Below are 12,955 nucleotides of genomic sequence, written 5' to 3'. Positions count from 1 at the left end.
GAATATGATTGTAGGCAAGCTGATGATGACAGTATTGTCGGAATGACAGGAATAAAAGTAAATGATTAGACCAAAGATTATTATTTCAGAACAAGATTTGCACCGTTTGGAAACGATGCTTGAGCATCAACCTAAATTGACGCCAACGATGCAACATCTAGAAGATGAATTGGCACGTGCTGAAGTGGTTGCGCCACAAGATGTACCGAATAATGTGGTGAGCATGAATGCCCGCGCATTGATTACCATTGCACCTGCAAAAGAACCGACTGAAATTACCTTGGTTTATCCGCATGACTTTAAAGGTGAGAAAGGGCAGGTGAATGTGGTTGCACCTGTCGGGACTGCCATTTTAGGTTTAGCTGAAGGTCAGGAAATTGAATGGCCACAGCCCGATGGTCATATGATGAAAGTCAAAATTGAGAAGATTTTGTATCAGCCAGAGCGTGAAGGCGATTATTTATAATCTGTTTATCATCCTGCGTTAGGAACATTGAAAGCCATGTTGATCATGGCTTTTTTATGCACTGGTGTTTTGAATCAGGCATTTTATGATTAATGTTATGCGAATCTATTAAAACGCATTTAAGCAGATCGAAATATAAAATTGCAAAATATTACATGACCTTAGCCGAAAAACACGTACTATCAAATCATGAAAAGAGGGTTGTGATGGTCTATGGCTCAGTTTGAAGTGTTGCTGCCTTTGCAAGAGATTACGGTGGATCGTGCTGAGCTTTTGGCGATTCAACGCAATGATTTAGTACCGTTGTTGAATGATCAATATCGTCTAAATCATTATGCAGATCAGGTGATTCAAGCACAGTCAGTTTTATTGGATGGGGTAGATCCACATTTAACCCAGCAATTGAGTGTGACCATTGAGCAATTGATTCAGGCGCTTGGCAAATCTAAAAAAGTGTTAAAGCAACGTAAGTTTAATGCGCTGCAAAAGTGGCTAGGCATAGATTTGGAATATGGCGCGGGGCAAGTGCAATATTATAAAAACCTAGATCATTTGTTAGGGCAAGCAGACCGTTTGAGTCAAAAGCTGCAAATTGAAATTCAGAAATCACAATCACGTTTTCAGCAGTTGGTTGGTTTGCGTGAGCAAATGGCGAAATATATTCAAGCTGCCGATGAATTTTTATTGGAATATCCACGATTTGTGCGCAATCAGCATCCTTTGGATAATTTTAGCGAACGACTGGCCAAGAAAATTTATAGTTTAAAGACTTTGCAAAGTAGTAATGATATTGCGATTACTCAAATGCAACTTTCACAGCAACTCTCTTTTAGTTTGTTAGATCGCTTTAAAGAAGCGCAGCAGGTACTCATTCCTGCATGGCAATATCATGTCAAACAAAGTCAGCAAAGTGGCTCACACAGTCAGCTAGAAAAGCTGGATCAAAGTCGTGAGCATTTAATTAAGACATTAAGAAAATCCTTAGAAAAACCTGCGCAATCATAAGGCATGGTTTTGATTAGATAGAGGTGAAATATGACAACTTCTGAACAACGCAACGTCGCTGTGCAAGTGAGTGATGAACAGACTCAGCAACAATTTCAGCAACTCAATTTGCAGGAAATTGGCTTACAGCCTGATGACTTTCAGGAGGTGCTGGCTGCGCGTAAAGAATTAAGCGATCTTAGCCATCATTCGGTTGCAGAATATGGCAAAAATATCGCCACTAAAACGTCAAGTTATACCGATGAGCTTTTAGGTTTGGTGCAAAATAAGGATTTGGATGTCGCAGGGCAAAAGCTGAATCAGGTGGTGCAGGTTGCACAGCAGTTAAATACCAACAGTATTTTAAATCCAAACAAAAGCAGTGGCTTTTTGGGTGGTTTATTCAATAAGTTAAAAGGCGCTAAACAAAGTTTTGATCAAAACTTTAACAGCACCAAAGCGCAAATTGATAGTCTGGTCACAGAAATTGAAAGCTCACAAAATGGTTTAAAAAACCGTGTAGATACACTGGATAAAATGTTTCATGGTGTGCAAGATGAATATAAACAATTGGGGATTTATATTGCAGCAGGTAAGTTAAAACAGCAGGAAATTCAGCAGCAAATTTCTGAATTTTCCGCGCAGCCGCAGGATCAGACCACGACTCAAAAAATTTATGATCTCAATCATCTTGCTAATAATTTAGAAAAGCGGGTGAGTGATTTGCAGGTGTTGCAACAATCTGCCATGCAAACTTTGCCGATGATTCGGATTATCCAGTCCAATAATTTAATGTTGGTCGATAAATTTTATGCGATTAAAAACATTACCTTACCTGCGTGGAAAAACCAGATTAGTTTGGCGATTTCTTTAAATGAGCAGAAAAACAGTGTGCAACTGGCCAACAGTATTGATGATGCCACCAATGAATTGCTGCGCCGTAATGCAGATTTATTGCATCAAAACTCGGTTGATACTGCCAAAGCCAATCAGCGTTCGGTGATTGATATTGAAACCCTTGAACACGTACAAAATACCCTCATTAAAACAGTGAACGATGTGATCCAGGTACAAAAAGAAGGCATGCAAAAACGTGCAGAAGCGACTACGCGTTTGCGAGCCTTACAGGAGAATCTGAATCAATTGGTGATTGGTTCAAGTCAACAGTCTGGTCAATAAATGCATTTTGACAATGACTTCATTTAATCTGAAATTTACCTGATAAGGAGTCGAATTTGCCCCCACTTGATGAATATGCCATTCAGCCACAGCAGCTAAAAACAGGTGTTGTGGCATTACAGCAGCGTCAAAAAAAGCTCAGTTTTTTGGCTGTGCTGTCTATGACGGTGGTGCTTATATCGGCAATTGGCTTTTTTATTCAGCAAGATGTGATTTATAGCTTCTTTGGTTTAAGCACTGAAGTTCAGCAATTACACATGCCTGCAAGTGTCGATGCGACTTTGGCAAATTTAGGGCAGCAACCTGATTATTTTTTCAGTTTGTTGAACTGGTTGGGTTGGTTGATTTTAAAACTGTCGGTGTCATTTATTGGTGCATTCGTTCTAGTTCATCTACTCAAGAAAATTCGTTTTTTTTATATTCGCTTTCAGTCCTTTGTCTTGAAATTTGTAGCTTGGTTGCTGAGTTTTATTTTACTTTGGTCGGCATTGAGTTATGTTCAGCATGACCGACAAGATGATACGCAGCAGGTATATGCCAAAATTGTGCATTATGAAAAGCACATTCAAGAAAGTGAATTGGCGCGTTATTTACAAAATGCAGAAATGGCAGCGCCTGTTAAAGCCTATTTGTTGGCGCAAACGGCATTGATGCATCATCCCGCAGATAAAGATGCAGCCATTCCGCAAGTGTTGACCTTGGTCAAAGCAGAGCAGCAAGATCCGCAATTTTTACATTATGGATTTAAACCTGAACAATTATGGACGATGCAGCAGCAAGTTTATGGCAAAGCTTTAACGCCTATGGCGCAAAGCGTACATAAGCAAGTGCAGCAAGCACAGCAATTAAATACGCTGGTTTATTATATGAATCTCGCGGTTATGGCGCTTATGTTAATACTGTCTGCGGTACTCTGGTTTTTATCGCGACATTTACAGCAGCGTATTCTGCGGATTCAACAACAACTTGAATAAAAAATGATTAGGCTCAATTGCTTAAGGCAGACATTCAGTTTTTATGTTAATGTCTAAATTGAATAGCTTTAGGTATTTTAAATGAAATAGTAAGCTTGAAACTCACTATCATTTAAAAAAACGATCATAAATATAAAAATAAACCGTTTCCCCTATGTAACTATTTTTCGTAAGATGACATCAACAAATAAATTTACTCCCTTGGAGACGTTAGCCATGTTAGACCAAAATACTTCTACACAACTTAAAACTTTATTAGAACGTCTTGAAAGCCCAATCGAGCTTGTCGCGACTTTAGATGGTTCTGATAAATCTGCCAAAATTAAAGAATTGGTTGAAGAAATTGCGGCACTTTCGCCACAAGTTACTGCGCGTTTTGACGGTAACAACGCACGTGCACCAAGTTTTGGGATTGCAAAAGTAGGTGAGCAACCGCGCGTATTCTTCGCAGGTTTGCCAATGGGGCACGAGTTCACTTCATTAATTTTGGCGTTATTGCAAACTTCAGGTTATGCACCAAAAGTATCGGATGAAGTATTAACGCAAATCAAAGAATTGAATCTTTCATCTCACTTTGATGTGTTTGTATCGTTGAGCTGCCACAACTGTCCAGATGTAGTACAAGCTTTGAACCTCATTGCGATTTACAACCCTGGCACAACAGCAACCATGATTGATGGTGCATTCTTCCAAGAAGAAGTTGAGCAGCGCAAAATTATGGCTGTGCCGATGGTATTCCAAGATGGCAACCACATTGGTCAAGGTCGTATGACTTTGGAAGAAATTGTAGCTAAATTAGATACAGATTCTGCGAGCAAAGATGCAGCGAAACTGAATGCCAAAGAGGCGTTTGATGTCTTGGTAATTGGTGGCGGCCCTGCAGGGAATACATCTGCAATCTATGCAGCACGTAAAGGTATTCGTACAGGTATTGTGGCTGAGCGGATGGGCGGTCAGGTGATGGATACCATGGATATTGAAAACTTCACTTCTATCCAAAAAACACAAGGTCCAAAGTTTGCGGCAGAAATGGAAGCGCATGTGCGTGAATACGATGTCGATATTATGAATCTACAAAAAGTATCTGCCATTAAAGGTGCTGATGAAACTGCCAATGGTTTGGTCGAAGTGACTTTGGAAAATGGCGCAACACTTGAATCGAAAACGGTGATCTTGTCTACAGGTGCACGTTGGAGAGAGATGAATGTACCTGGTGAAGCAGAATACCGTACCCGCGGCGTGGCATACTGCCCACACTGTGATGGCCCGTTGTTTAAAGGCAAACGTGTTGCAGTGATTGGTGGTGGTAACTCAGGTGTAGAAGCAGCGATTGATCTTGCAGGGATTGTAGAGCATGTGACTTTGGTAGAGTTTGATACTAAATTACGTGCAGACCAAGTCTTGCAAAACAAATTGAACAGCTTGCCAAATACTACAGTAATTACTAATGCATTATCGACTGAGGTGATTGGTGATGGCGCACAAGTGACTGCATTGAAATATAAAGACCGTGCGACAGATGTTGAGCATACTGTTGAACTTGCAGGAATTTTCGTACAAATTGGTTTATTACCAAATACGGACTTCTTAAAAGAGTCAAAAGTAGAGCTGACGAATCGTGGTGAGATTGTGATAAATGAGCGCAATGAAACCAATGTAAAAGGTGTATTTGCGGCAGGTGACTGTACAACTGTACCGTACAAGCAAATCATCATTGCAACAGGTGAAGGCGCGAAAGCATCACTTTCAGCATTTGATTACATCATCCGTTCAGGTCAATAAGTCTGAACGAATACATCTGAATACGCGGATTAACCATCCTTAAATTGTATTCGCTAAAAAGATAGCGCCTGAGTTCCCCAATACTCAGGCGCTATGTTCAGTAAAGTGCGTTATCGCACAGTATTAAAAGTTTATTTATTCTATTTTTGGTTTTAAGAACTGAGTCGGCTAACAACTCAGTTCTTTTTTTATTTTTAACATCCAGTTTGATTTACAGCAGTTAGATTCATTTCAGTCTAATTAGCCTTATTATTTTGTCCAAATAAATTCAACTGATTAAACTTTTCCTGTAGCTGCTCTTTGGTTTCGACATGCTCAGGATGCGGAATAATACATTCAATTGGGCAGACTGAAACGCAGGTTTGATAGTCATAAAACCCAACACATTCTGTGCAACGCGCCACATCAATTTCATACACCTTTTCACCCTCATAAATTGCTTCATTCGGGCATTCGGGTAAGCACATATCGCAATTGATGCATTGGTCGGTAATCAGGAGTGCCATCGCAATACTCGCTTAGTTTATTGCCACTTAGTTGGCTTGATAAGCCAACGATGAGGCAGAAATATCTGCAGTCGAATTTGGTAAGTTGCGAATCAGCAGGGCATAACGCATATCGACATCTGCAGGTATAGGGATTTCTACAATATGCCCTGAACCTTTGGCATCTTCAATCAGATTGCCTTTTTTATCTTTAATTTCAGTTAAAGTGAAATAGATATTGCCTTGTGGCGTCATCAATTCTAAAGAATCGCCCACTACAAAACGGTTTTTTACATCAATTTTAATGTAGTCACCATTGCGTTCTAAGACTTCACCACAAAATTGCTGATGATCAAAACTTGATGAACCTGTTTCGTAGTTTTGGTATTCGCTGTGCACATGACGACGCAAGAAACCTTCGGTATAACCACGGTTAGCTAGACCTTCTAATTGAGTCATTAATGCAGGGTCAAATGGTTTGCCTGCAAGCGCATCATCAATCGCTTTACGGTAAATTTGTGCAGTACGTGCGCAGTAGAAATAAGATTTGGTGCGACCTTCAATTTTTAGTGAATGGATGCCCATTTTAGTTAAACGGTCAACGTGCTGCACTGCACGTAAATCTTTAGAATTCATAAAATAAGTGCCGTGTTCATCTTCTTCGGCAGCAAACATATCTTCGTCATTACGTTGTAATAACACAGGCTCGTTAAATTGATGCTGTGCCTGCATGTGTTGTTCATCTGCATCGGCAGTTTCAGAAAGATTTTTGACAGGAATTACGTCACCTGTTTCATCTTCTTTTGCATCGTGAATTTTATATTCCCAACGGCAGGCATTGGTACATGCGCCTTGGTTGGCATCACGTTTATTCATATAGCCTGAAAGCATGCAACGACCTGAATAGGCCATGCACAGCGCACCATGCACAAATACTTCAATTTCCATGCCAGGCACGTTGTTTTTAATTTCTTCAATTTCATCAATCGACAATTCACGCGAAAGAATGACACGGGTTAAACCCATATTTTGCCAGAATTTCACCGTTGCCCAGTTCACCGCATTGGCTTGTACCGATAAATGTACAGGCATGTCGGGGAAATTTTCACGCACCATCATAATCAGACCTGGGTCAGACATGATCAGCGCATCGGGTTGCATGGCAACCACAGGTTCTAGGTCACGAATAAAGTTTTTGAGTTTGCTGTTATGCGGTTGGATGTTCACCACCACATAAAACTTTTTGCCTATTTCATGTGCTTCTTGAATACCAATTGCTAAGTTTTCATGATCAAATTCGTTATTACGCACGCGCAAACTGTAACGCGGCTGACCTGCATAGACTGCATCTGCACCATAAGCAAAGGCATAGCGCATGTTTTTTAAAGAACCAGCAGGAGAGAGAAGTTCGGTGACGTGGGAAATGGTCATGATCAAAAAGCAATAGCAGAAATATGGCTTTATTGTATGAATCTAAATTTAGGATTCAACCTAGTAAATAGCTCGGGATTCAGAAGAAAACTTGTGCTGAAACGCTGGGGCTAATCTTGATATAGAAAGTTCCTCATCCTGAGCTATACAAAACGCACGAGAAGGGACTTTCAATACCAATTTGACAGATTGCTTATAATCAATTTCTGATGGATGAAAGCGTGTTAACGTACACGTTGCCCATGTTTATCAATCACCACTTCACCATCTTCTTTGCTGAAGCTTTTTAATTGTGGTTGAGTGAGCAAGTCTAAGACCAGTTCAGAAGGGCGGCACAGTTTCACACCTAACTCGGTCACGACAAATGGACGATTAATTAAAATCGGATGCTCGACCATCAATGCAATTAATTCCGCATCGCTGTGTGAGCTACCTTCAAGTTGCAACTGTTCGTATGGTTCTACATTTTTGCGGATTGCATCGCGCACGCTTAAACCTGCTTGTTGAATCATGCTAGTAAGTTCAGCTTGTGTAGGTGGGGTTTTTAAATATTCAATAATTTCAGGTTCTTGTCCTGTATTACGAATTAATTCTAAAGTATTGCGTGACGTTCCACAGGCAGGGTTATGAAAAATTTTGATGGTGTTGCTCATGCGTAGTGACTCGTTTTAGGTCGATAAAATTTCAATATTGCATTTATATATGGATATGCGTATATTCGCAATAGTTAATATTGAAGTGCAGATAAAAAATGAATCAAACTGATTTTTTTAAATGTTTGTCAGACCCAACCCGACTGGACATTCTGAAATTGGTGATGGCTCAACACAATATTTGTGTATGCGAATTGACAGAACAATTGCAGTTAAATCAACCGAAAATATCACGTCATTTGGCGTTGTTACGGAATTTATCTATTTTGCTAGATCAACGTCAGGGGCAGTGGGTGTATTACCGTTTGAACCCAGATTTACCCGAATGGGCGTTTGCTGTTTTAAATATTATCGCGCAGCAAGATGTCAGCCCGATGACACGTATCAACCCTACAATTGCAACACATTGCGAGTAAGCACATGGCACAGTCCAAACTTTCTTTTTTAGATCGTAATCTGACCTTATGGATTTTTATTGCCATGGGGCTAGGTGTTGCGATTGGCGTGGTATTTCCTGCAGTATCGGCAAGCTTAGATCAAATGAGCGTGGGCACAGTCAACCTTCCTATTGCGATTGGTTTGATTTTGATGATGTATCCACCGCTAGCAAAAGTCGATTACGCAGCTTTGCCAGAAGTGTTTAAAGACCGCCGAACCTTGTTGCTGTCTTTGGTACAAAACTGGTTGATTGCTCCGTGTTTGATGTTCGCTTTGGCAATTATTTTCTTGCAAAATTATCCTGAATATATGACAGGTTTGATTTTAATTGGTTTAGCACGTTGTATCGCAATGGTCTTAGTCTGGAACAACTTGGCGTGTGGTGATAACCAATACGTGGCAGCGTTAGTCGCGTTTAACAGTATTTTCCAGATTGTATTCTTTAGTACTTATGCCTGGCTGTTTCTGAGTTTCTTGCCGCCGTATTTTGGCGTGGCAGGACAAGTGATTGATGTTGGTTTTTGGACAATCACCCAAGCTGTTTTAATCTATTTGGGTATTCCTTTTTTGATGGGCTTTTTAACACGCTTGATTTTAGTGAAAAGCAAAGGCTTAGATTGGTATCAAACGTCTTTTTTACCCAAAATTAGCCCATTTAGTCTGTTGGCATTGCTATTTACCATTGTGGCGATGTTCGCACTAAAAGGCGCAGAAGTACTGAGCTTGCCGATGGATGTTTTACGCATTTCCATTCCATTGATTATTTACTTCGTTGCCATGTTCTTTATTAGCTTCTTTATGAGCAAATGGATGGGCAATGATTATCCACGGACGACCGCCATTTCCTTTACCGCAGCAGGGAATAATTTTGAATTAGCACTTGCTGTTGCCATTGCAACGTTTGGCTTGGCTTCTCCCGTTGCATTTACCACGATTATTGGCCCTTTGGTTGAAGTGCCTGTGTTGATTGCTTTGGTGAGTGTGTCTTTATGGCTGCGTAAAAAGTTTTATCAAAATGAGTCGATTGTCAGTTCAAAGTAATTTTCTTCATTTTGAGGTTTAAGATAAAAACATGGGCATGCGTTGCCCATTTTAGTTTTAAGAGTATGCAGCATGGTATTACCCAATATTGATTTAGATTTATTGCCTACACCAAGTTTTGAACAGGTGCAGGCAAAGCCGTTGAACCATCCGCCACGTATTTTATTGATGTACGGTTCAAACCGTGAGCGTTCTTATAGTCGTTTGGCGGTACAGGAAGCGGGCAGAATTTTGGAGCACTTTGGCGCTGAGGTAAAAATTTTCCATCCCAAAGGTTTGCCTTTACCTGAAGATGGCGATGCTTCACATCCCAAAGTTCAAGAGCTGCATGAATTGTTGGCGTGGGCAGAAGGTATGGTTTGGTGTAGCCCAGAACGTCATGGTTCAATGAGTTCGATTTTCAAAGCACAAATTGACTGGATTCCGCTTGCCGCGGGCGCAATTCGTGCCACACAAGGTAAAACGCTTGCTTTAATGCAAGTGTGTGGCGGGTCGCAGTCATTTAACAGCGTCAATCAATTGCGTATTTTAGGACGTTGGATGCGGATGATCACCATTCCCAATCAGTCTTCTATTCCTAAAGCCTTTTTAGAGTTTGAGGAAGATGGCCGCATGAAAGCGTCTAGCTATTACGACCGTATTGTCGATGTGATGGAAGAGTTATATAAATTTACTTTGCTGACTCGCGGGCAAGCAGCATATTTGGTAGATCGTTATTCTGAACGTGTGGAAACTGCCGAGCAGCTATCGAAGCGTGTTAATCAGAAGTGTTTATAATCCAATTTTAGATACGTAAATACTGCATTACAAAAGGCTTAGAGAGCGATTATTCGGCTTCAAGTCGCTTTAAAATCTGACAATCATCAATGGTTGTTTGCGTGGTGCAGGCTTGTCTAAGTTGCTGAAGTTGTAGCTGAAAATGCTGCAACTCGGCAATTTTATCTTCTACATGCCTTAAATGTTCATCAATCAATTCATTCACAGCGCAGCAGTTTTGTTTCGGCTGCTTTTCTAATTCAATCAAAGCTTCAATTTCTTTTAAGTTCATATCTAAAGCACGACAACGCTTAATAAAAATCAAACGCTTGAGTGCCTCATCATTGTAATAGCGATAATTATTTTCGGCACGAAAGCTTGGGGTGAGTAAGTGTTTCTTTTCATAAAAACGAATTGTATCTGTGCTGACTCCAACTTTTTTAGCTAATTCATGAATTAAATATTGTGTCATGCTTGACCTTGGACTAAGTCTATAGTTTTAAATGAGCATAATCGAAACAGTTTCATTTTGAAAGAAGGTGTGTCTATGGCATGTACGTGTAGTCATGAACCTGCGCCAATCAAACCGAATAGTAAATTTAGAACCGCGTTATGGATTGCATTGGTGATCAATCTCAGCATGTTTTTTATCGAGTTGATAGGTGGTGCCTATGCCCATTCATCATCCCTATGGGCAGATTCACTGGATTTCTTTGGAGATGCTGTCAATTACGGGATTTCACTTGCGGTGTTAAGTGCAAGTTTGTATTGGCGTGCTACTGTGGCTTTGGTCAAAGGCATCACGATGGCCTTGTTTGGTGTGGTGGTGATGGGCAAGGTTATCTATGCCTATATACAGGGTATTCCACCTGAAGCCATAACCATGGGTATTATTGGGATCATCGCCTTATTAGCCAATGTGGTTACTGCATTGATTTTATATGCATTTCGAGATGGTGATTCGAATATGAAATCGGTGTGGTTATGTAGCCGTAATGATGCGATTGGTAATTTCGCAGTTATTTTGGCGGCAGTGGGTGTATTTGGTACGGGTAGTTTGATTCCAGATCTTGTGGTAGCCGTGATTATGGCGAGTTTGGGCTTAACAGCGGGGTATCATGTGATTCAGCAAGCTTTGGCTGAACGAAGAGTAAATGTACCAGAATAAAGAATAAACGTAAAAAGCACTCCATCTGATTTGAGTGATTTAGATGGAGTGCTTTTAATTTTTTGTAGTCGCAATAATTTTAAAATTTGAAGTAAAAATAACGATAAGTTATTCTAAATTGCTATTTACAAAAAATAATATATAACTAAAATTAAAAATAAATTGATGTATTTAAAAATAATTTACACGATGAATAATATTTAATTTTTTTTAAATTGAGGGTTAAATGAAACTAATTAAATTATTTTCTATAGCAAGCCTGATTGCTTTGGCTGGCTGTAGTTCTAAAGTAGTGACTTATGATACTGCAGGGCAAGTGATTGGTTCATGTGTCGCTACACAGGGCTTTATTTTGGGGGCTAAAGCTGTGTGTTATGGTGGTGCCAACATACAAGGCATTAACTATTCTAAAGTAGATGAGCGCACGGGTTTATTGCCAACCATACCAAATAATTCGCAGATTTCACTGCAACAAGACTAATTTTTTAGAGGGGTAATACAATGAAAATTTCTAGTTTAATCGCATTAACAGCGGCTATTTTGATGACAGGTTGTGCTTCAAAAGTGACAACTTATGATTCGAGTGGTCGTATGATTGGTTCATGTCAGGCAGAGCGTGGGTTTGTAATTGGTGGTGGTGCACACTGTGAAGGACGTGCTAACCAAGAAGGTCGCAGTGTACGTTAATTGATGCTAATGACAAAAAACCGAGCTATTGAGCTCGGTTTTTTAGATTCAACAGCTTTTATTTTTCAACGAAAGCACGTTCAATCACGTAATCGCCCAATTCACCCATACGTGGTGATTCTTTTAAACCATGTTGGTCAAGTAATGCTGCAACATCTTTTAAGAATGCAGGGCTACCACATAACATGGCACGGTCAGTTTCAGGGTTAAAACGTGGTAAACCAATTTTTTCAAAGATTTCACCCGATTCAATTGCCGTGGTCACACGTCCTTGGTTTGGATATTCTTCACGTGTAACGGTTGGGTAATATACCAGTTTTTCACGAATACCAAGTTCTTGGAAAAACTCGTGATTTGGTAATTCATTTAGAATTAAATCTTGATAAGCCAATTCAGAAATGAAACGTGTACCGTGAACCACAATCACTTTTTCAAAGCGTTCATAAGTTTCAGGGTCGCGGATGGTTGCCAAAAATGGAGCTAGACCTGTACCTGAAGAAAGTAAGTATAGGTTTTTACCAGGATTTAAATCATCCAGTACCAAAGTGCCTGTAGGTTTTTTAGAAACCAGCAATTCATCGCCCACTTTTACTTTTTGTAAAATAGACGTTAAAGGGCCATCAGGTACTTTAATTGAGAAGAATTCTAGCTCTTCTTCATAGTTAGCACTGGCAATCGAGTAAGCGCGCATTAAAGGCTTGCCATTTACTTCCAGACCAATCATCACAAATTGACCGTTTTTAAAACGTAGTGCGGTATCGCGAGTCGTTTTAAAACTGAATAAAGTGTCATTCCAGTGGTGTACGTGAGTAATCTTTTCGACGTTGAAAGCAGCCATTAAAGGTCTCAATAAATTATCAAATTAGAACAGCTTGCTATTCTAATCTAAAATCATTCTCTATAAACTGAAT

16 protein-coding genes are annotated in these 12,955 nt (G+C 39.9%); 11 read left to right on the top strand and 5 right to left on the bottom strand.

What is annotated here, in order from left to right; genetic code table 11:
• Positions 1-61: 61 nt before the first annotated feature.
• From rnk to ahpF, 5 genes are all read left to right on the top strand, one after another.
• Positions 62-466 (top strand): nucleoside diphosphate kinase regulator, encoded by a 405-nt coding sequence (gene rnk / locus FTT91_RS00770; RefSeq protein ID WP_004972920.1) that lies wholly within the window; start codon positions 62-64, stop codon positions 464-466.
• Between the two features lie 213 nt (positions 467-679).
• Positions 680-1,471 carry a tellurium resistance protein gene (locus FTT91_RS00765; RefSeq protein ID WP_178318924.1) on the top strand — a complete coding sequence of 264 codons (792 nt, stop codon included), beginning with the start codon at positions 680-682 and terminating at the stop codon, positions 1,469-1,471.
• A gap of 30 nt (positions 1,472-1,501) precedes the next feature.
• On the top strand, positions 1,502-2,629 hold the full coding sequence (locus FTT91_RS00760) for a toxic anion resistance protein (RefSeq protein WP_180168774.1): 1,128 nt from the start codon (positions 1,502-1,504) through the stop codon (positions 2,627-2,629).
• 56 nt (positions 2,630-2,685) lie between these two features.
• Entirely contained in the window at positions 2,686-3,603 is a 918-nt protein-coding gene (locus FTT91_RS00755) for a hypothetical protein (protein WP_131261786.1), read from the top strand.
• A gap of 216 nt (positions 3,604-3,819) precedes the next feature.
• Positions 3,820-5,385 (top strand): alkyl hydroperoxide reductase subunit F, encoded by a 1,566-nt coding sequence (gene ahpF, locus FTT91_RS00750; protein ID WP_096901839.1) that lies wholly within the window; start codon positions 3,820-3,822, stop codon positions 5,383-5,385.
• A 236-nt stretch (positions 5,386-5,621) separates the two neighbouring features.
• On the opposite strand, the gene FTT91_RS00745 is transcribed toward ahpF, so the two are convergent.
• The 3 genes from FTT91_RS00745 to arsC all read right to left on the bottom strand — a co-directional run bounded on the left by FTT91_RS00745 (position 5,622) and on the right by arsC (position 7,954).
• Entirely contained in the window at positions 5,622-5,891 is a 270-nt protein-coding gene (locus FTT91_RS00745) for a YfhL family 4Fe-4S dicluster ferredoxin (protein ID WP_004972931.1), read from the bottom strand.
• Between the two features lie 27 nt (positions 5,892-5,918).
• A complete protein-coding gene (yegQ, locus tag FTT91_RS00740; RefSeq protein ID WP_096901841.1) occupies positions 5,919-7,301 on the bottom strand; it encodes a tRNA 5-hydroxyuridine modification protein YegQ in 1,383 nt (460 codons plus the stop codon).
• 224 nt (positions 7,302-7,525) lie between these two features.
• A complete protein-coding gene (arsC, locus tag FTT91_RS00735; RefSeq protein WP_004972934.1) occupies positions 7,526-7,954 on the bottom strand; it encodes an arsenate reductase (glutaredoxin) in 429 nt (142 codons plus the stop codon).
• A 98-nt stretch (positions 7,955-8,052) separates the two neighbouring features.
• Here arsC and FTT91_RS00730 point away from each other — a divergent pair, with 98 nt between their 5' ends.
• From FTT91_RS00730 to arsH, 3 genes are all read left to right on the top strand, one after another.
• Entirely contained in the window at positions 8,053-8,370 is a 318-nt protein-coding gene (locus tag FTT91_RS00730; protein ID WP_180168773.1) for a metalloregulator ArsR/SmtB family transcription factor, read from the top strand.
• Positions 8,371-8,374: 4 nt separating this feature from the next.
• Positions 8,375-9,433, top strand: a complete 1,059-nt coding sequence (gene arsB, locus FTT91_RS00725) for an ACR3 family arsenite efflux transporter (RefSeq protein ID WP_004972938.1) — start codon at positions 8,375-8,377, stop codon at positions 9,431-9,433.
• Between the two features lie 72 nt (positions 9,434-9,505).
• Positions 9,506-10,210, top strand: a complete 705-nt coding sequence (gene arsH, locus FTT91_RS00720; protein ID WP_004972939.1) for an arsenical resistance protein ArsH — start codon at positions 9,506-9,508, stop codon at positions 10,208-10,210.
• A gap of 49 nt (positions 10,211-10,259) precedes the next feature.
• Here arsH and cadR read toward each other — a convergent pair whose 3' ends face one another.
• Complete coding sequence (cadR, locus tag FTT91_RS00715) at positions 10,260-10,661, bottom strand: Cd(II)/Pb(II)-responsive transcriptional regulator (protein ID WP_179990669.1); 402 nt, start codon at positions 10,659-10,661, stop codon at positions 10,260-10,262.
• Between the two features lie 75 nt (positions 10,662-10,736).
• Between cadR and FTT91_RS00710 the strand changes: the two genes are divergently transcribed.
• From FTT91_RS00710 to FTT91_RS00700, 3 genes are all read left to right on the top strand, one after another.
• Entirely contained in the window at positions 10,737-11,357 is a 621-nt protein-coding gene (locus FTT91_RS00710; RefSeq protein WP_180168772.1) for a cation transporter, read from the top strand.
• 226 nt (positions 11,358-11,583) lie between these two features.
• Complete coding sequence (locus tag FTT91_RS00705; protein ID WP_004972946.1) at positions 11,584-11,838, top strand: hypothetical protein; 255 nt, start codon at positions 11,584-11,586, stop codon at positions 11,836-11,838.
• Between the two features lie 20 nt (positions 11,839-11,858).
• A complete protein-coding gene (locus tag FTT91_RS00700; RefSeq protein ID WP_004972947.1) occupies positions 11,859-12,044 on the top strand; it encodes a hypothetical protein in 186 nt (61 codons plus the stop codon).
• A gap of 58 nt (positions 12,045-12,102) precedes the next feature.
• On the opposite strand, the gene FTT91_RS00695 is transcribed toward FTT91_RS00700, so the two are convergent.
• A complete protein-coding gene (locus tag FTT91_RS00695) occupies positions 12,103-12,882 on the bottom strand; it encodes a ferredoxin--NADP reductase (RefSeq protein WP_004972950.1) in 780 nt (259 codons plus the stop codon).
• Positions 12,883-12,955: the final 73 nt, after the last annotated feature.

The organism is Acinetobacter sp. YH12021, assembly GCF_013420145.1.
GTDB classification, from domain to species: Bacteria; Pseudomonadota; Gammaproteobacteria; order Pseudomonadales; family Moraxellaceae; genus Acinetobacter; species Acinetobacter towneri.
Note: the sequence above shows the minus strand (reverse complement) of the source record. Positions and strands in the feature narration are given on the sequence as shown.

Coding starts and splice junctions, on each gene's coding strand:
- arsC (WP_004972934.1), bottom strand. CDS start 7,954: ATGAGCAACACCATCAAAATTTTTCATAACCCTGCCTGTGGAACGTCA.
- FTT91_RS00710 (WP_180168772.1), top strand. CDS start 10,737: ATGGCATGTACGTGTAGTCATGAACCTGCGCCAATCAAACCGAATAGT.
- arsB (WP_004972938.1), top strand. CDS start 8,375: ATGGCACAGTCCAAACTTTCTTTTTTAGATCGTAATCTGACCTTATGG.
- cadR (WP_179990669.1), bottom strand. CDS start 10,661: ATGACACAATATTTAATTCATGAATTAGCTAAAAAAGTTGGAGTCAGC.
- FTT91_RS00700 (WP_004972947.1), top strand. CDS start 11,859: ATGAAAATTTCTAGTTTAATCGCATTAACAGCGGCTATTTTGATGACA.
- ahpF (WP_096901839.1), top strand. CDS start 3,820: ATGTTAGACCAAAATACTTCTACACAACTTAAAACTTTATTAGAACGT.
- arsH (WP_004972939.1), top strand. CDS start 9,506: ATGGTATTACCCAATATTGATTTAGATTTATTGCCTACACCAAGTTTT.
- FTT91_RS00765 (WP_178318924.1), top strand. CDS start 680: ATGGCTCAGTTTGAAGTGTTGCTGCCTTTGCAAGAGATTACGGTGGAT.
- FTT91_RS00730 (WP_180168773.1), top strand. CDS start 8,053: ATGAATCAAACTGATTTTTTTAAATGTTTGTCAGACCCAACCCGACTG.
- yegQ (WP_096901841.1), bottom strand. CDS start 7,301: ATGACCATTTCCCACGTCACCGAACTTCTCTCTCCTGCTGGTTCTTTA.
- FTT91_RS00745 (WP_004972931.1), bottom strand. CDS start 5,891: ATGGCACTCCTGATTACCGACCAATGCATCAATTGCGATATGTGCTTA.
- FTT91_RS00760 (WP_180168774.1), top strand. CDS start 1,502: ATGACAACTTCTGAACAACGCAACGTCGCTGTGCAAGTGAGTGATGAA.
- rnk (WP_004972920.1), top strand. CDS start 62: ATGATTAGACCAAAGATTATTATTTCAGAACAAGATTTGCACCGTTTG.
- FTT91_RS00705 (WP_004972946.1), top strand. CDS start 11,584: ATGAAACTAATTAAATTATTTTCTATAGCAAGCCTGATTGCTTTGGCT.
- FTT91_RS00695 (WP_004972950.1), bottom strand. CDS start 12,882: ATGGCTGCTTTCAACGTCGAAAAGATTACTCACGTACACCACTGGAAT.